Here is a 19,326-nt window from a genome sequence, read left to right on the forward strand (position 1 = left end):
ATGGAAGATTTTTGGTTGTCTTTTATCTCTAATTTAGAAAAGGAACTTCCCCATCAGCAAATTAGTGCTTGGATTAAGCCGCTGATCCCTATCTCTTTTGATGAATCTAAAAGTATTTTGCGTATATTGGCTCCGAATAGATTTAAACTTGATTTGGTCAAAAAAAAATTCGCTAGTCAAATTGAGATATTAGCTTCGGATTGGTTTAAAAAGCCGGTGAATGTAATATTTGAATTACCGGTAGTTAATAACGAGAGAATAGTTCATAAAAAAAATGACATATTAACGCCAGTTATTGGTAATTATATTTATAATGGCAAAACAGATGATAGTATTGGCTTAATTAACCAAAAAGTTGATGTATCGTTATCTAACGAAGCTACTAATAGGGCGTATGAACGATCTAGGCTAAATACTGTTTTAACTTTTGATAGTTTTGTTACCGGCAAGGCAAATCAATTAGCTAGAGCAGCGTCTTTACAAGTTTCAGAAAATCCTGGAGTCTCTTATAATCCACTTTTTTTATATGGTGGAGTAGGATTGGGTAAGACACATTTAATACATGCTGTCGGTAATGCAATGTTGTGTGCTAGAAATGATGTTAAGGTTAGGTATGTTCATGCTGACCAGTATGTTTCAGATGTTGTTAAAGCATATCAAAGAAAAGCTTTTGATGAATTTAAAAAATATTATCATTCTTTAGATTTACTTCTTATAGATGATATACAGTTTTTTTCTGGTAAAAATAGAACACAAGAAGAATTTTTTTATGCTTTTGAGGCTATGGTTGCTCAACATAAACAAATAATAATAACTAGTGATACATATCCTAAAGAGTTGTCTGGCATCGACAGTAGGTTAATATCAAGATTTGATTCTGGATTGACTGTAGCTATAGAGCCTCCAGAGTTGGAAATGAGAGTTGCTATTTTATTAAGGAAAGCAAAATCAGAAAATTTGCCAATGCCGGAAGAAGTTGCTTTTTTTATAGCTAAGCACTTAAGAAGCAATGTAAGAGAATTAGAGGGGGCATTACGTAAAGTTTTGGCTTATGTTCGTTTTCATGGTAGAAATGTTTTAACAGTTGATGTTTGTAAAGAAGCTTTAAAAGACTTATTATCTGTTTCCAATGGACAGATTACTGTAGAAAATATACAAAAGACTGTTGCTGACTACTATAAAATTAAAGTTGCTGATATGTATTCAAAGAGAAGACCAGCCAATATAGCCTTACCGCGTCAAATAGCCATGTATTTGTCTAAAGAACTTACTCAGAAAAGTTTACCAGAAATTGGTGATCTGTTTGGTGGTCGTGATCATACGACTGTACTGCATGCTGTTAGAAAAATTTCGGATGCTCGTATCAAACAAACTGAGTTGAATCATAATCTTCACGTGCTAGAACAAACTTTAAAAGGATGATAATGAGATTTTTATATGTGGTTCGTGAATCATTATTAAAAACACTTTCCAATATAGTAGGGATAGTAGAAAGACGTAATACTATGCCAATATTGTCAAATATAATGATCCGTAAATATAAAGGAAATAAGGTTGCTTTTGTTACAACTGATATTGAGGTCCAGATGACTACATATGCAGACTGTGGTTCTGGTGATAGTGAAGTTTCTACGACTGTGTCTGCTCGTAAATTTCTGGATATATTGAAAGCTTTACCTGATATGAGTAGTATTAACGTTGAATTACATGATAATAAGCTCTATATTGAATCATCAAAAAGTAGATTTAATTTACAGACTATTAGTTCTGAAGAGTTTCCTATGATGTCATGTCCTGATAATTGGGATATATCTATAAATCTACCACAAAGAGATACTAAAAATTTATTTGGTATGGTATATTTTTCTATGGCACAGCAGGATATTCGTTATTATTTAAATGGTATGTTTCTGGTATTTAAAGATAATTGCATTGTTGCAGTATCTACCGATGGTCACAGGTTGTCTTATAATTCTACAACCGCAAATGAATTTGAAGGTTGTAAGGAGGTTATTGTTCCTAGAAAGACAATACTAGAACTGCAACGCTTGTTACAAGACTCTGATGATATTATTCGTATAGATGTTTCAAGCTCTCAGATAAAATTTTGTTTTCGTGATATCGAATTCATATCTAAATTAGTAGAGGGAAAGTTTCCTGATTTTAGGAAAGTTATACCTAACAATTATCCTATAAGCTTCTCTATTAAAAGAGAGTATTTTCAAGGAAGTCTACAGAGAGTGGCTATTTTAACAAATGATAAATTTAAAGGCGTTAGATTTCACTTCGAGGATGATAACCTTAAAATTTCTTCATCAAACACAGATCATGAAGAGGCTCAGGAAGAATTGGAGATAATTTACAGAGGAGATGCTTTTGATGTTGGTTTTAATGTAAATTACCTATTGGATGTTATATCTAACTTAAAAAGTGAGAATTTAATATGGTCTATAACTCCTGATAGTAATGCTTCTGTTTTAATTACAGTTCCAGATACCCCAAATTTTAAATATGTTGTTATGCCAATGCGTATATAGAAGAAGCAGCTTATATAGTTTTAGTCAACCTATTAATAAAAAAGTTATTTTTAAAATGTCAGATAAAAAAACGCTAAATCGATGATAAAAGAAAGCAGTGATTACGGTGCAGGATCAATAAAGATGCTTAAAGGCCTAGAAGCCGTTAGAAAAAGACCTGGTATGTATATAGGTGATACTTCTGACGGTACTGGTTTGCATCATATGGTTTTTGAGGTGGTTGATAATGCCATAGATGAAGCTCTTGCTGGTTTTTGTGATGATATCGTAGTTACCATTAATTCTGATAAATCTATATCTGTAAAAGATAATGGTCGAGGTATTCCTGTTGGTATCCATAAGGATGATGAATTTCAGCGTAGTGCCGCTGAGATAGTCATGACAGAATTACATGCAGGTGGAAAATTTGATCAAAATGCTTATAAGGTATCTGGTGGTCTACATGGTGTAGGTGTATCTTGTGTTAATGCTCTATCAGAATGGTTGCATTTGACTATTTATCGTGATGGATATATTTACAAATTAGAGTTTAAAAAAGGAACTTGTGTTTCTCCAATGTTAGTTTGTGGTGAGACAAAAGATACTGGTACAGAAGTTTGTTTTTTAGCGGACTCAGATATCTTTCTTAATATTGAATATAACTATGATATTTTGTCTAAAAGACTAAGGGAATTATCATTCCTTAATAATGGAATTAAGATTCGTCTTGTGGATTTGATAAAAAACAGGAGTGAGAATTTTTCTTTTTCCGGTGGAGCTAAGGGTTTTGTTGAGTATATTAATAGAAACAAAACAGTTTTGCATAAAAATATATTTAACACAATAGCTGATTCAGCTGCTGGTGGTGTTCCTGTAAATATAGAAATTGCAATGCAGTGGAATGATACATATACAGAGAATGTTCTTTGTTTTACCAACAACATACCTCAGCGTGATGGTGGTTCACATTTAACTGGTCTGAAAGCCGCTATGACACGTGTGCTAAATAAGTATATGTCTGATAATGATCTCACCAAGAAGGCTAAAGTGGATACTTCTGGTGATGATATGAGAGAGGGTCTAGTATGTGTTTTATCTGTTAAAGTACCTGAACCTAAATTTAGCAGTCAAACAAAAGACAAACTGGTTTCAAGTGAAGTAAGACCAGCTGTTGAAGATGTTATATCTCATACTTTGGAATCATGGTTGTTAGAAAACCCAACAGATGCTAAGGCTTTATGCATTAAGATAATAGAATCAGCACGGGCAAGAGAAGCTGCACGCAAGGCTCGTGAAATGACTCGTAGGAAAAGTGTTCTTGAGGGAAGTGGTTTACCAGGAAAGCTTGCTGATTGTCAAGAGAAGGATCCATCTTTATGTGAATTATACATTGTCGAAGGGGACTCTGCTGGTGGATCAGCAAAACAGGGAAGGGATAGAAAATTTCAAGCTGTCTTACCACTTCGTGGAAAAGTTTTAAATGTAGAAAAAGCTAGATTTGATAGGTTAATTGCTAGCGAACAAATCACTACTTTAATAACAGCTTTGGGTACAAGTATAGGAACTGATTTTAATATTGAAAAACTGCGTTATCATCGTTTGATAATCATGACTGATGCTGATGTAGATGGAGCTCATATAAGAACTCTATTATTAACGTTTTTATATAGACAGATGCCAGAATTAATCGAGAGAGGTTATATATATATCGCTCAGCCACCATTATATAAGGTTAAAGTTGGTCGTGATGAATATTACTTGAAAGATAATGATGATGAATCTGAATTCATGCTTAAGCTTGCACTAAAAAATGCAGGATTAGTGACTAATGGAGTAAATACTTCTATTAGCGGGGATGCTTTTTTAGATTTGGCTCGTAAATATGTTGCCGCAGAGAGCATTATTAGACGTTTATCTCGTGATTTTGATACACATGTGTTATATGCCATTATTAATGGAGTAGATATTGATATAGAGACGGAATGTAGTGCTAGAAAATCTGCTGCATCTTTATTAAATATATTAATGAAATCATCAATACCTAATGACTTTTTAAATGTTTCTGTTATTAATGGTAATGCTATTAAAATTAGCCGAAAGACTCATGGTAACGAAAAAATTTGTATAATAGACAGTGATTTTATAAAAACATCAGACTATATATTTTTACGTGATTTAAGTAATCAGTTCTCTGGTTTGATCGAGGATGGTTCCATCGTATATCGAGGAGATGCTGAAAAACGTAAGGAAAAGAAAATCTCTAGTCTTAAAGAAGCAATGACCTGGCTCTTTAATGAAGCTGAAAGTATTATCTCAAAACAACGTTATAAGGGTTTGGGAGAGATGAATCCAGATCAGTTGTGGGAAACAACTATGGATCCTAGGGCTCGTAGGTTATTAAAAGTGCGTATAAATGATGCTATAACTGCAGATCAATTATTTACAACCCTAATGGGTGATGATGTGGTTCCTAGGAGAGAGTTTATTGAAAATAACGCATTATATGCATCAAATATAGATATATAATGCCATGTGATTCATTTTAGAATACTCATTACTTCAATGCTATTTGTTATAGTGACACCGATATCTTCCATGTCTGACATGAAGTCTCTTGTTCTTTTTTCATAACCATGAACAGGACTCATGCAGTCAGTTAGTACCATTATACGTTGAAGATCTTTTCTATTACTATTATAGATAAGATCTTCTATGGTTCTTTTTACACAGTGACTACTAGATTCTCCTGCTATCAATAGAATGTCATATTTGTCTAAATTTTTTATTAGTTTTCTATTTATGCATTTTTTGTTTTTCCTAGTATCTTTGGAAAAGATACTAAATTGTTCTCTTAATGGATCTAATCCCTTTAAGAGAATATTGGCCTTCTTTGAGTTTTTATCCTCCCATAGATTGCGTGACACTTGTATGTGTTTATTAATATTATTACCCCATGTGCCAATTTCACAATGTACTGGCCATATAGTTAATCCTGTTATTTCTGATTTTTCTATGTATTCAAAATACCTAATTATTTGTTTTTTATTGTCTTTAGTTTTTGGGGTAACACTTCCTCTTATGATGTCATCAGATGTGATTTTAGAAAAAGGCTCTAAATTATTATCTCCTCTTCTCCAGAAACATGTATGGGCTATGTCCATTCTATAATGACTATCTAAAGTTATTGTTATTTCAGATATATTGTTTATGTTAGCAAGTATAAATTTTGCAAGTCTTTTCATGTCATTATTAGATCCTTTTATCGGTAAAGCTGGATTTTGATACTTATTTTTAGGTATATCACAAAAATCATTTTGTGGATCTATAATCATTAAATGTAGTTTTATCATATCTAGTTTTTAGTTTTTTGTTTTTTTTCAAATTTAAATGATATCTTTCCATTATTTAGTATTAGATATGCTTTAAATTTTCTTTTTGTTTTAGCAGAAATAAAACCATCAAGAAGATTTGTGGATCCTGTACTTAGCAGTTTAATCATCTGGTCTTTTGATATTTCTTGATGTAATATGTTTTTATTTATACGAAAATCACATTTTTTATCTTCATTGATATTATTTGCGCATATGTAGCTACTTTTATTTTCAAAAATATTACTAGAGCATTTTGGACAGCAACCTAATATTTCTTGTTCAGATGTATTAAAAATCACATCATCATTATTTTGTCCAAAATCAAACTCTAATTTCCAATCCTTATTAATATATAAGGTTGCAGAGAACGATCTAAATGATTTACTGATAAAATTATCTAGAGGACCTATTTTTATTTTTAATAAATCCTCAACCTCTTGTAATTCGAAAGTTCTGCTACCTGGATGCTTGCTTATAGAGAAATCACATTGTAAACAGCTATACCTTCGATAGTTTTCAGCAAACTTTCCTCCACATTTCGGGCAAGGATTTTCAAAAACAACATAATCTCCTGGTATAGTTTTACTATCGTATTCCTTAGTTTTTTTTACAATAACTTCAGTCATGCCAATGATTTCATTCATAAAAATAGAACTTTCAAGTCTATTTTGCTCTATTTCTTTTAATTTTTGCTCCCATTCTCCTGTTAGCTCTGGTGATGTTAGTTCTTTTATATCTAAACCTGATAGCAGTGTCATTAATTGATTAGCTTTTGCTGTTGGTATTAATTCCTTTCCATCACGTCGTAAATATTGTTCACTTATAAGTCCTTCAATTATAGATGCTCTTGTTGCTGGGGTTCCTAATCCTCTCTCGGAGATAGCTTCTCTTAAATCCTCATCTTCTATTAGTTTTCCAGCTCCTTCCATTACTGATAAAAGAGTAGCCTCGTTATAACGAGTTGGTGGTTTTGTGTTTAAATTTTTTATAGTAATAGATTTATTGATAACTGTTTCATTATTATTGATACTAACCAAGTTCACATCAGTAATTTGGCTGTCTTTACCATATACGGACAACCATCCAGGATTAATTAATACCTTTCCTTCCGTTTTAAATTTATTTTTATTAATCTCTGTTATTCTTATGGTATTTAAATATTCAGCTGCTGGAAAGAAAACAGCAAGAAATCTCTTCAGTACCATAAAATATATTTTTGTTTCTAGCTCACTTAATTTGTTTGGAATTTGCAAAGTAGGAACTATTGCAAAGTGATCAGAAATTTTTTTGTCATTAAAAATTCTTTGGTTTGGTCTTATCCATTTATTCTGAATAATCTGTTTTGCACAATTTGATGTAATATCGTCAATTATCTCAGTGTTAACATTAGATAACGACTGAATAGTATCAAAAACTATTGATATATAATCTTCTGGTAAATGGCGTGAATCAGTCCTTGGGTATGTTAAAGCTTTATGTTTCTCATATAAAGATTGGGCTAAATTAAGAGTTGTTTTTGCAGAAAGTCCAAATCTAGTATTTGCTTCTCTTTGTAGTGAGGTTAGATCAAATAAAATAGGTGACAATTGGGTAGATTTTTTAGATTTATCATAAGCTAAACCAGTAGAGTTTTCACATTCTTTTTTTATATCAGCAGCTTTTTCATATGACCATATCCTTGATTCTTTTTTTTCTGGATCTTTTTCATCTTTTTTAAAAGAACTATTAATCCATTTGGATTCATAGGACCCATTATTAGCTACAAAAATAGCTAATAATTCCCAATAATTTTTAGGTATAAACTCTTTTATTTGTTTCTCGCGTTTGCTAACTATAGCAAGAGTAGGAGTCTGTACTCTACCAACAGTAGTCTTAAAAAAACCACCATCTTTGCTATTAAATGCTGTCATTGCTCTGGTACCGTTAATACCAATTAGCCAGTCAGCCTCAGCTCTAGAACGAGCAGCGTACTCAAGAGATTTTAGTTGCTCATCATTTTTCAAATTTTTAAATGCAGTTTGTATTGCATCTTTGGTCATAGACTGGAACCATAATCTATAAATTTGTTTTTTTGTTTTAGAAAATTCTATAATATATCTAAATATAAGCTCTCCTTCTCTTCCTGCGTCACATGCATTTATGATTGATGTAATATCTTTTCGTTTAATAATTTTATTTAGAATTTTTAAACGTTCTGAGGATTTTTTATCAATGGGAACTAATTCAAACTTATTAGGTATAATAGGCAAACTAGAAAGATTCCATTTGCCTTTAGATGGTTCATTTGGTGCTGACAGAGTAAGTAAATGTCCTATGCTTGATGCAATAACATATTCTTCATTTTCATAAAAATCATTATCCTTTTTGAAGCCACCTAAAGCTTTTGATATATCATTCGCAACGGATGGTTTTTCTGCAATTATCAGCTGTTTATTCATGTTTTTGTAAGTATTAAGCGTATATTGTATATTTTGTTATTTAATTTATGATATTAAGGATGTTTTCAAATAAATTGTCAATTGTCTAGTGTTTTATATTTATTGTCTATTCTTGCTGTAATTTGTTTTTTTATAGTTTTTCATTATTAGCGGTACTATACTTATCAATAATAGGATCTTTTATCAACATTTTTTGACTTTAGTGGTTATTATTTTATGGAATTTAATAAATTTAAAGTATCCTCATTAATGGATATAACAGCGCGCCCAGATTTAGTCTTTTTACGTGGACATGGTTCTTGGTTAGAGGATGATACTGGAAAAAAATACCTTGATTTTATACAAGGTTGGGCTGTTAATTGCCTAGGACATAGTCCTAAGGAAGTAGTCAATGCTTTATCAGAACAATCAAGATTGCTAATAAATCCTTCACCAGCTTTCTATAATAAACCATCAGTAGAACTAGCAACTAGTCTAGTTGATGCATCTTGTTTCGATCATGTTTTTTTTGCTAATAGTGGAGCGGAGGCAAACGAAGGAGCAATAAAACTAGCTCGCAAATGGGGAAAGGTTCATAAAAAAGGAGCATATAAGATCATCACTATGAAAGATAGTTTTCATGGCAGAACTTTAGCTACTATGTCAGCATCTGGGAAACCGGGTTGGGATAGTATTTTCCCACCTAGAATGGAAGGTTTTATAAAAGCAGGATTAAATGATATTGAGTCAGTAAAGGAATTAATTGATGATGATGTAGTAGCTATCATGCTTGAACCAGTTCAGGGAGAAGCAGGTGTAATACCATCAGATAAGAAATTTATGCAAGATTTACGCAAAATTGCTGATCTTAATAATTTGCTTCTTATTGTTGATGAAGTTCAAACAGGAATGGGTAGAACAGGCACATTATTTGCTTATCAGCAGTATGATATAGTGCCAGATATCATGACTTTAGGTAAGGGTATAGGAGGTGGTATACCTTTATCTGCTCTTCTTGCTAGAGATAGTGTTTGTGTATTTTCACATGGAGATCAAGGAGGTACATATAATGGTAATCCTTTGTGTACTGCAGTTGGCTTGTCTGTATTGAATGCAATAAACAATTCTAATTTTATGAAATCAGTTGTTGTTAATTCTGATTTTTTATCTCAAGGATTATCTAATATATCTGATAAATATGATATGAATGGAGAGAGAGGAATGGGCCTTTTGCGTGCTTTAGTGTTAAATAGTGACGATGCTCCAGCTATTGTAGAACTTGCAAGAAATTCCGGGCCGACAGGTTTGCTATTAAATGCACCTAGAAGTAATCTTTTAAGATTTATGCCTGCATTAAATGTTTCAAAGGATGAAATTTCGTTAATGTTAGAAATGCTAGATAATCTTATTTCAAAAATATTAAAACGATAGTTTAAAAATTATTCTTTTCGAATTTTTTCTATAAGATAATTTATTGTGTTTATCGTGCATTCATACTCATCACCTGCTATAGCAGGTGATGTAGTGTATTTTCCTCCTACTACAAAAGTAGGTATTCCTTTTATTCTACATAGTTTGGCTAACTGATTAGCTCTATTTGATTTAGATTGTATATAGAAAGAATTGTATAATTCTAAAAATTCTTTTACGTTTATATTTTTACTGATTAGCCAATCATTTAGGTCTTTTATATGTGTTATTGATTTTTTTTCTTTAGCGAACATATGAAACAATTCACAATGTAGATATGGTTTATTAATTTCATTTATAGTTAAATAAAGTTTTTGTAACACTTCGGATTTTTTATTAGAGCATATAGGAATTTTTATTAGAATGACGTCTGCTGGAATCGAAGATTGCCATTGATTTAGGATATTTTCTATTGCTGTACAATGATGGCACATGTAAGACAAGAACTCTATTATCTCTATACTACTTTTACTATTATCTGTACTGTTTTGGCTAATGTTCTCAATTTTGCTTTTAAGAATCTCGTATTTATTTTGAGAATTACAATTATTTGATATAAGAAAAATTATAATAAAAAAACTTATTTTAATTAATGATTGATATTTTTTATAAAGCTTCATCATTGCATAATAGATTTTGAAGTTCAATATTTGAATAGTGGGGTTTTTATTAAAATTTTATTTACAGCTATAAATTTATTTATAAGTATTTCAATAATGTATAGTATTATTGAAATACACAGATGTAATTTATGCACTACATTTTTTCTGGGGCAGATATTCCAAGCATGTCTAGTCCATTTTTAAGAATTTGTAAAGCAGCCTTTGCTAATCTTAGTCTAGATAATTTTATATCTAATTGTTCTGATATAATATGCTTTGAGTTATACCATGTGTGGCAGTCGTAAGCACAGTTTCGTAACCAAAAGGCTAAATTATGAGGAGAAAGATCTACAGCGGATTGATATATAATCTCAGGGAATTCTGACAGTCTTTTTATTAAATTTAATTCCTCTGTGCTATTAAGCAAGGAGGTATCTGCTTCATATATATCTTCATAGTTCATATTTGCTTTGTTCACTACAGAGTTTATGCGAGCATATGCGTATTGTATATAAAATACCGGGTTGTCTTCTGATTTTGATACGGCTAGATCTATGTCAAATATGAATTCAGTATCAGAACGTCGTTGTATTAAAAAATAACGAGCAGCATCGCGACCAACCCATTCAACAAGATCATGCATTGTCACGTAATTCCCAGATCTTTTTGAAACCTTAACTTCTTCTCCATCGCGAACTATTTTAACCATTTTATGTAATATATAATTAGGGTACTCTTTAGGTATCCCTATATTAAGTGCTTGTAATCCAGCTCTTACCCTTGATATTGTTCCATGATGATCACTACCTTGTATATTAATAGCATTATGAAAACCTCTATCCCATTTAGTCTTGTGATAGGCAACGTCAGGGAGAAAGTATGTGTATTCGCCAGTACTTTTTCGCATTACTCTATCTTTATCATCACCGGTGTTTAGATCAGTAGTGCGTAACCAAATGGCTCCATCTTTTTCGTAAGAGTATCCATTATTTTCAATTTTTTTTACTATTTCTGATACTTTACCAGAAGTGTACAGAGAGCTTTCTAAATAATAACTATTAAACTCGGTCCCAAATGATCTTAAATCCAGATCTTGTTCTCTTCTTAAATAAGCTACAGAGAAGTCTTTTATATCATCTAAAGAATTTACATCACCGCTTGCTGTTATACAATTTGATTCGTCTATTTGAACAGATTTTTTATTAATAAAATCATTCGCAATATCTGAAATATAATTTCCTTTATATAAATCATTATCATCTATATTGTTTTCAGTAAAATCACTTCCTTTTGCAATTTTCTGTACACTAATAGCTAAATTATTAATTTGATTGCCTGCATCATTATAATAAAATTCGTTAAATACGGTCCATCCTATCGCTTTGTATAGTTTGCATATAGCATCTCCTATGGCTGCTTGTCTAGCATGACCTACATGTAGTGGTCCAGTAGGATTAGCAGAGACATACTCTATTAATATTTTTTTATTTATATTTTTGCTATAACCATACAGTTCTTTCTGTTTTTCAATTAAAGGTATAACTTCAAGTATGGCATTTTGAGATAAATAGAAATTTATAAAACCGGGCTCAGCTATTTCGATTTTATCAATTATTTTTGATAAATCTTTATCAATTAATAAATTTGTTACTAGTAGTTTAGCAATATTATTTGGATTAGTTTTTGCTATCTTAGAGATTCGCATTGCTATGTTAGTTGAAATATCACCATGTGTTTGTATTTTGGGTTTTTCTAGTAGAATTTCTATTTTAGTTTCTGGAAAATATTTATTTATTAAATATTGGATAGATGAGATTATTTGTTTTTTGTGCCCTGAGAGCATGATATATTTCTGTAATGTTATGTATGTTAATGTTCTATTAATCTATAGAGGTAATGCTAGGAAAAATTACCCCTATAGCAAATCTACAAATATTATTAAGATTTTTTTCTGATTTAAGATGTCTATTTATTGCACCAAGCACTGCTCTAAAAGATGCGGTTACAATATCTCTGTCAATTCCTACTCCAAATACAGAATTATTATGATCAATGCGTAATTCCACATAACATGCCGCACGTGTGTTAGTATTTGATCCTAGAGAATGTTCATGATAGTTCATTATTCTTGCTGGTAATCCCAATGCTGATATAAAAGCAGAGATTGCACCATTTCCTTCTCCATGTATAATACGTTTTTCTCCGCTACACTCTATTTCAGCCTCAACTGAAAAATGCTTAGCTTCTGCAGCTTGAGGGTCACCATCTATACGATGACGAATTAGTTTCCATGGTGAGTTTTGATCTAGATACTCTGACTTAAATATATTATAAACAGCTTCTGCTGTAACTTCTCTTCCAGTTTTATCTGTAAATCTTTGAACAGCCCTACTGAATTCTATTTGTAATTTTCTTGGCAATACTAATCCATATTCTCTTTCAAGTAGGTATGCAACTCCTCCTTTACCAGATTGACTATTAACACGTATTACCGCATCATAGTTTCTTCCCAAGTCAGCTGGATCTATTGGAAGATAAGGAACTTCCCATATAGCATCTGTTTTTTGTAATGACATCCCTTTCTTTATAGCGTCTTGATGTGATCCTGAAAATGCTGTAAACACAAGATCTCCAGCATATGGATGTCTAGGAGGTGTGATCATTTGTGTACAATGCTCAACACATCTTCTTACTTCATCTATATCAGAGAAATCTAATTCTGGATTAATACCTTGAGTATATAGATTCAGAGCTAATGTTATGAGATCGACGTTACCAGTCCTTTCACCATGTCCAAATAAACATCCCTCGACTCTATCTGCTCCTGCCATGATCGCTAATTCAGCTGATGCTACTGCAGTTCCACGGTCATTATGAGGATGTACGCTTAGTATAACATTATCTCTATTGTTTATATTTCTGTTCATCCATTCTATTTGATCAGCGTATATATTTGGTGTTGATGCTTCTACTGTTGCAGGCAAATTTAATATTAGTTTATTAGTAGCTGTAGGTTGAAAAATATCTATTACAGTATTAGCAACATCTAGTGCAAATTCTAATTCTGTTGAACTAAAAACTTCTATTGAATACTCATATTGCCAAATTGTTTTATCTGAATATTGAGCAAATAAATCTTTAGTAAGATTAGCCCCATTTACGGCAATTTGTTTAATATCATCACGATTCATGTTGAATACTATTTTTCTAAAGGATGGTGCACATGCATTATATAAATGAACTATTGCATGTTTTGCTCCGTAAACAGCCTCTATAGTTTTTCTTATTAAGTCTTCTCTTGATTGAGTTAGAACTGAAATTGTCACATCGTCTGGTATGTAGTCGTCTTCTATTAGTTTGCGAGTGAAATCAAATTCAGTTTTTGACGCAGAAGGGAATCCAACTTCTATTTCTTTGAATCCAATTTTTAGTAATTGCTCGAAAAAACTTATTTTGCGCTCAATATTCATTGGCTCAATAAGTGATTGATTACCATCTCTCAGGTCAGTACTTAGCCAAATAGGAGCTTTTGTTATAGATTTACTTGGCCAAGTTCTATCGGAGTAATCTTCTTTAAAAGGGCGAAATGGCACATATTTAGTGGCTGGTTTGGTAATCATATTTTATATCCATATTTATTATAAAATTATTTTGACAAATAGCATCGACTATTTTTAACTATATACGTTAAGTATTTACAGAAAAGTACTTGACACTTAATTTATATAAGATTCATAGACACAACCTATAATCAGTTGTCATTAAGTCAAATAGAGAATCTTTAATAATATCACGTAGACTATATTATCACGTAAGTATATAAGATTGTTGTCATATGTTATCTATTATTTGGGTATTTTTTAAAATTTTGATATTTCTTATAATTTCATAATAAGACTACTTATTCTGTTAGATCTATAGTTCTTATATTTTTTGACATCTCATCAAATATGATTCTTTTATTTTTTCTGTTATATCTTGATCTGTCTGAGAAATTTCTTTGTTGGATACATTTATAGTTATTGAATTTTTTGTTTCCACAACATTATTTTTTTCTAATAACTTATTAGAACTTGGTTGAGGTGGTTGCGCTATATGTTGTTTACCATCTGCATTTAAACACATGACACCACCACTTTTATTATTAATTTCCATAGCTAACGGATTATTATTTGTTAACCATTTATCAATAAAAAAAATACACAAAATTGTCATAAAAATTAATGTAAATAATAATATTATTCTATTGATTTTTAACATATATTTTCTATTGTTTTGCAAATGTTTTATTATGTTCTCTTGTTTTATGGAATTCTATATCAGGGTAGAGTTCTAAGAGTGACCTGAGCTGAGCCCCAGAGCTAATTAATAGAGCTGGTGAGTTGGTGATATCAAAGACTATATTCGTAATATTTGAATTAATGAATCTATCGAGTATCTTTTTATTGCTAGATGTAACCCACCTTGCCATATTATATTTAGTAGTGTTGATTATAACATCGGCACTATATTCATTTTTCAATCTATGTGCTACAACTTCAAATTGTAATTTTCCAACAGCACCTAGTAACAATGGACCTCCAGAGTAATACTGGAAAACCTGTATAGCTCCTTCTTCTCCAAGTTGACGCAACCCATTATATAGTTGTTTTGTTTTTAATGGATCCTTAGGTTCTACAGAGCAAAACATCTCAGGGGCAAAAAATGGTAATCCAGTAAATTCTAGATACTCTCCTTCTGTTATAACATCTCCTAGATGTATGGTTCCGTGGTTAGGTATTCCAATAATATCACCAGCAAATGCTTCTTCTACTATTTCTCGACGTTGAGATAAAAAAGAAACAACATTGTTAGTCTTTATTTCCTTTTTTGTTCTTATGTTTTTTAGACTCATACCTCTATTGAATTGTCCAGAATTTATTTTTATAAAAGCGACCCTGTCTCTATGAGATGGATCCATATTTGCTTGTATTTTAAATACTAATCCCGATAATTTTTCTTCTTCAGGATACACAATCCTACTTATAGCCTTAACAGGTGAAGGTGAAGGAAAATAATCTACTATAGAGTCTAATATTTCCTGAACTCCAAAATTATTTATTGCTGAACCAAAGAATATCGGTGTTTGTTCACCATTAATAAATTTTTCTTGTTCAAAGTGTGGAGTTGCGTTACGAATTAAATCGATTTCTTGAGATATTGGCGCAAAAAAATTATTAAATCTTTTATCACCTGACGAATTAGATAGGATGTTTTCTGGTTTAGAATATGTTTCTTGTCCAGGTTTGAACACTAGTATTTTATCATCTTTAAGATTAAATACTCCCTTAAATGACTTGCCCATACCGATAGGCCATGAAAATGGTATGGCTTCAATCTTTAAGTTATTCTCCACCTCTGATAATAATTCTAATGGTTCTCTAACCTCCCTATCAAATTTATTTATAAATGTTATAATGGGAGTTTTTCTGGCTCTACATATGTCCAGAAGTCTTATTGTTTGTGATTCAATTCCATTTGCTGCATCTATTACCATCAATGCGCCGTCTACGGCTGTCAGTACTCTGTATGTATCCTCAGAAAAATCTTGATGTCCTGGTGTGTCTAGTAGGTTTATTACACAATCTCGGTATTCTATTTGCATTACTGATGAGGCTACTGAAATGCCCCTTTGTTTTTCTATTTCCATCCAATCAGAAGCTGCATAACGGGAAGATTTTCTAGACTTTACGCTTCCAGCTATCTGTATAGCCCCAGCAAACAAGAGTATCTTTTCTGTAAGAGTAGTTTTTCCAGCATCAGGATGTGAGATTATAGCAAAAGTTCTTCTTCTTTTAACTTCTTTAGCAATATCCTTCATTGCATTTTCTTATAAGTGATTTTAAATATTATAATTTTGTTAGTTACCAAAGATCTAGTAAACAAGAAAAAGACCAACGGAAAGGAATTTCAAAATAAAAATTGGCTCCCCGAGCTGGACTCGAACCAGCGACCTGCGGATTAACAGTCCGTCGCTCTACCGACTGAGCTATCAGGGAAAAATGACTCTAACTTAAAAATTAAAAACAACACCATCAAATGATATTTACAAATTAACCATATGTCAATAGCTAAATGAGATTATTTAAAATATGATAATGCCATCATGTGGTGCCGACTAGAGGAGTTGAACCCCCGACCTTCGCATTACAAGTGCGCTGCTCTACCAACTGAGCTAAGTCGGCTTAATAAAACAATGATTGTATATTGTAATGAATTTTTGCTAAAAAGCCAATAATAACATATTAATTATTTGACTATAGAAAACAGTTTTCTTTTATCATCTTTTGATTTGTTTGCGTTATTGATATCTGATAATGGGAATTCCATACCCATTCCTGTTTCAGGAGAATATATAGCTATAACATTGGCTATTGGTACAAAAATATTTTCTATTTTATTATTAAAATTAGCTTGAAAAGTTATAGTATTATTTTTTATTTGTAATTTATCTATTGCTTCTGTACTGATATTTAACGTAATTTCACCATTCTTTACATATGATCTTGGAACTTTAGTATCATCATCAGTTTTAACTAAAATATAAGGATCATAGTTATTATCTGTGCACCAATCATATAAAGCTCTTATTAAATAAGGCTTAGTTGAATTTAATTGCATAGTCTATCCTAATTTTATCTACGCATAATTTTTTCTGAAGGAGTCAAGGACTCTATGTACGCAGGCCTTGAAAAAATTCTCTCTGCATATTTTTGTAATGGGGCAGCATTTTTTGATAGTGATATTTCATAATGTTCCAATCTCCATAATAGTGGAGCTATCGAGATATCTAGCATAGAAAAATCATCTCCTAAGAGGAATTTGTTTTTTGCTAATATAGGAGCAAGTTGAGTTAGTCTATCCTTAATTTTTGTGCGAGCCTCTGTAACAGCTGTATTATAATGATTAGTATTCTTATTCTCTAGTATTTTAACTTGAGAAAATAATTCCTTTTCAAAATTATGCAGGAACAATCTAATTCTTGCCCTTGTTATTGGATCTGCAGGCATTAACTGAGGATGTGGGAATCTCTCATCTATGTATTCATTTATTATATTAGATTCATATAATACAAGATCTCTTTCTACTAGAATCGGCACATTACCATAGGGATTCATAGCAAGAATATTTTCAGACTTATTATTTATATCAACATCACGGATTTCAAAATCCATCCATTTCTCAAACAAAACAAAACGGCATCTCTGAGAGAAAGGACACGTTGTTCCCGAGTAAAGCACCATCATTTTTAAGAATTACCTTCAAGTTAGTCACAGTTATTGTTGATATTAATAACAATAACTCATAAATTAAATCAACTTAGTATTGGAGTAATTATAATTGATATATTCATATATCAATAGTAATTTATTACTAAACAGGATTGTCTATTTCTATGTATTCTATTTCGATATCAAACGTTTTTTTTAATACGTTTCCTAAAGCTTGTATACCATATCTTTCTGTAGCATGATGTCCGGCACATATATATCCTGTATTTGTTTCTCTAGCTATGTGAACTACTGATTCAGATATTTCTCCAGTAACATAAACATCCGCACCTATATCAATTGCTTCTTGAAACATCTTTTGTCCACCTCCAGAGCACCATACAATATTTTTTATGTTTTTCTTAGGATCTCCTATCAGTAATGCACTACGATTCAATTTATTACTTATAACTGTATTCAAATCTTTCATGTTATATAAATTTTTAGAATTACCTAACCATAACATAGAATTATTTTTAATATTTTTTCTTATATTTCTGAACCCAAGTAGAGTCCCAAGAGTTATATTATTACCTACCTCTGGATGATCATCTAGAGGTAGGTGATATGCAAAAACATTTAGATTATTGCTTAAACACAATTCAATACGTCTACGTTTTATCCCAGTTATGGATAAATTATCATTTTCCCATAGCAATCCGTGATGTACTATAACGGCATCTGCATTAGAATCAATAGCTTTTTGTAAAAATAACTCACATGCAGTTACTCCTAAAGCAATGTGATATATCCTCTCTTTTCCTTCTATTTGTAGCCCATTAGGACAATAATCTTTATATTTTTCAGGATTGAGTACAGAGTTTAACCAATCAGATAAAACCTGCGATGTTATATATTTCATCATCTATTCTTCTAAATATATATGCTACTTTGCACACATCACTTTTTGCTTATAAGTTATTTGCTGGCAAATCATAACATTTCTCTATATAGACGATTTCCTCCAAGTATATGAAAATGCAAATGAGGCACTTCTTGTCCAGCATTAGTCCCTGAATTGCTAATTATCCTGAAACCATCTATGTAACCATTATCTATAGCTATTTTTGGTATGATTGCCATCATTCTGCCTAACCATTCAGAGTCATTAGTAGATATATTCCGTAACGACTCTATATGTTTTCTTGTTACTAATAGCAAGTGTAATTTAGCAATAGGATTTTTATCATGAAAAACAATGAACTCTTTATCCTCAAAAACTATTTTTGCTGGCAAATCTTTTTTATAATTCTACAAAAAACGCAAGTATCAACCATTAGAATCCTTTTTATTTACACGCCTAGCTTTTTCTTCTATGCCAGATAATCCTTCTCTTCTTGCTAGCTCTGCTAAAACATCTTCTGGTCTGAGATTATAATATGTCAGTAATACAATACAATGGAACCATAGGTCTGCTGTTTCATTGATAATAAATTTAGATTGACCATCTTTGGCTGCCATAACCAACTCTGTAGCCTCTTCACCTATTTTCTTAAGAAAAGAATCTGGACCATTTGTAAATAATTTTGCTACGTAAGAATTATTATTGAGTTCGTTATTTTCATTAGGTTTTCTAGTTTCTAATGTATCAGCTAGTCTTGACAACACTTCTTGTTCTTTATTTTTTATAGTATTCATGT

At 31.4% G+C, this 19,326-nt stretch carries 15 protein-coding genes, 2 tRNA genes and 1 pseudogene; 4 read left to right on the forward strand and 14 right to left on the reverse strand.

Annotated features, from left to right (window positions below):
- The 3 genes from dnaA (at position 1) to gyrB (ending at position 5,042) form a co-directional block, all read left to right on the forward strand.
- Complete coding sequence (gene dnaA / locus ST1E_RS00005; RefSeq protein WP_015389212.1) at positions 1-1,422, forward strand: chromosomal replication initiator protein DnaA; 1,422 nt, start codon at positions 1-3, stop codon at positions 1,420-1,422.
- A gap of 2 nt (positions 1,423-1,424) precedes the next feature.
- The gene (gene dnaN, locus ST1E_RS00010) at positions 1,425-2,537 is read left to right on the forward strand and encodes a DNA polymerase III subunit beta (RefSeq protein ID WP_015389213.1); all 1,113 of its coding nucleotides are present in this window, start codon (positions 1,425-1,427) and stop codon (positions 2,535-2,537) included.
- Between the two features lie 81 nt (positions 2,538-2,618).
- Positions 2,619-5,042 (forward strand): DNA topoisomerase (ATP-hydrolyzing) subunit B, encoded by a 2,424-nt coding sequence (gyrB, locus tag ST1E_RS00015; RefSeq protein ID WP_015389214.1) that lies wholly within the window; start codon positions 2,619-2,621, stop codon positions 5,040-5,042.
- Positions 5,043-5,053: 11 nt separating this feature from the next.
- Here the strand turns inward: gyrB and ST1E_RS00020 are convergent, their stop codons facing one another.
- Positions 5,054-5,866, reverse strand: a complete 813-nt coding sequence (locus ST1E_RS00020) for a cysteine hydrolase family protein (RefSeq protein ID WP_041185938.1) — start codon at positions 5,864-5,866, stop codon at positions 5,054-5,056.
- Between the two features lie 2 nt (positions 5,867-5,868).
- Positions 5,869-8,325 carry a DNA topoisomerase III gene (locus ST1E_RS00025; protein WP_015389216.1) on the reverse strand — a complete coding sequence of 819 codons (2,457 nt, stop codon included), beginning with the start codon at positions 8,323-8,325 and terminating at the stop codon, positions 5,869-5,871.
- A 216-nt stretch (positions 8,326-8,541) separates the two neighbouring features.
- Between ST1E_RS00025 and ST1E_RS00030 the strand changes: the two genes are divergently transcribed.
- A complete protein-coding gene (locus ST1E_RS00030; protein WP_015389217.1) occupies positions 8,542-9,735 on the forward strand; it encodes an acetylornithine transaminase in 1,194 nt (397 codons plus the stop codon).
- A gap of 8 nt (positions 9,736-9,743) precedes the next feature.
- Here ST1E_RS00030 and ST1E_RS00035 read toward each other — a convergent pair whose 3' ends face one another.
- From ST1E_RS00035 to ST1E_RS00090, 12 genes and pseudogenes are all read right to left on the reverse strand, one after another.
- Positions 9,744-10,397: a thiol:disulfide interchange protein DsbA/DsbL gene (locus ST1E_RS00035; protein ID WP_015389218.1), complete on the reverse strand. Its 654-nt coding sequence runs from the start codon at positions 10,395-10,397 to the stop codon at positions 9,744-9,746.
- A 133-nt stretch (positions 10,398-10,530) separates the two neighbouring features.
- Positions 10,531-12,219, reverse strand: coding sequence for an arginine--tRNA ligase (argS, locus tag ST1E_RS00040; RefSeq protein ID WP_015389219.1), 1,689 nt, complete (start codon positions 12,217-12,219; stop codon positions 10,531-10,533).
- A gap of 37 nt (positions 12,220-12,256) precedes the next feature.
- The gene (leuA, locus tag ST1E_RS00045; RefSeq protein WP_015389220.1) at positions 12,257-13,996 is read right to left on the reverse strand and encodes a 2-isopropylmalate synthase; all 1,740 of its coding nucleotides are present in this window, start codon (positions 13,994-13,996) and stop codon (positions 12,257-12,259) included.
- Positions 13,997-14,300: 304 nt separating this feature from the next.
- Positions 14,301-14,591 carry a hypothetical protein gene (locus ST1E_RS00050; RefSeq protein WP_235043588.1) on the reverse strand — a complete coding sequence of 97 codons (291 nt, stop codon included), beginning with the start codon at positions 14,589-14,591 and terminating at the stop codon, positions 14,301-14,303.
- A 52-nt stretch (positions 14,592-14,643) separates the two neighbouring features.
- The gene (locus tag ST1E_RS00055) at positions 14,644-16,236 is read right to left on the reverse strand and encodes a peptide chain release factor 3 (protein WP_015389222.1); all 1,593 of its coding nucleotides are present in this window, start codon (positions 16,234-16,236) and stop codon (positions 14,644-14,646) included.
- 102 nt (positions 16,237-16,338) lie between these two features.
- Positions 16,339-16,414: transfer RNA gene (locus tag ST1E_RS00060), tRNA-Asn, on the reverse strand.
- Between the two features lie 110 nt (positions 16,415-16,524).
- A tRNA-Thr gene (locus ST1E_RS00065) sits at positions 16,525-16,600 on the reverse strand.
- A gap of 64 nt (positions 16,601-16,664) precedes the next feature.
- Positions 16,665-17,036: a ClpXP protease specificity-enhancing factor gene (locus tag ST1E_RS00070; protein WP_015389223.1), complete on the reverse strand. Its 372-nt coding sequence runs from the start codon at positions 17,034-17,036 to the stop codon at positions 16,665-16,667.
- 14 nt (positions 17,037-17,050) lie between these two features.
- Positions 17,051-17,662, reverse strand: coding sequence for a glutathione S-transferase N-terminal domain-containing protein (locus ST1E_RS00075; RefSeq protein ID WP_015389224.1), 612 nt, complete (start codon positions 17,660-17,662; stop codon positions 17,051-17,053).
- A 127-nt stretch (positions 17,663-17,789) separates the two neighbouring features.
- Positions 17,790-18,548 carry a Nif3-like dinuclear metal center hexameric protein gene (locus ST1E_RS00080; protein WP_041185940.1) on the reverse strand — a complete coding sequence of 253 codons (759 nt, stop codon included), beginning with the start codon at positions 18,546-18,548 and terminating at the stop codon, positions 17,790-17,792.
- A gap of 71 nt (positions 18,549-18,619) precedes the next feature.
- Positions 18,620-18,963, reverse strand: a pseudogene (locus ST1E_RS00085) (histidine triad nucleotide-binding protein).
- Positions 18,956-19,324 carry a phosphoribosyl-ATP diphosphatase gene (locus ST1E_RS00090; protein ID WP_015389227.1) on the reverse strand — a complete coding sequence of 123 codons (369 nt, stop codon included), beginning with the start codon at positions 19,322-19,324 and terminating at the stop codon, positions 18,956-18,958. The pseudogene ST1E_RS00085 and the gene ST1E_RS00090 overlap by 8 nt, the downstream one beginning before the upstream one ends.
- Positions 19,325-19,326: the final 2 nt, after the last annotated feature.

This window comes from Candidatus Kinetoplastibacterium galatii TCC219 (assembly GCF_000340905.1).
Taxonomy (GTDB): Bacteria; Pseudomonadota; Gammaproteobacteria; order Burkholderiales; family Burkholderiaceae_B; genus Kinetoplastidibacterium; species Kinetoplastidibacterium galati.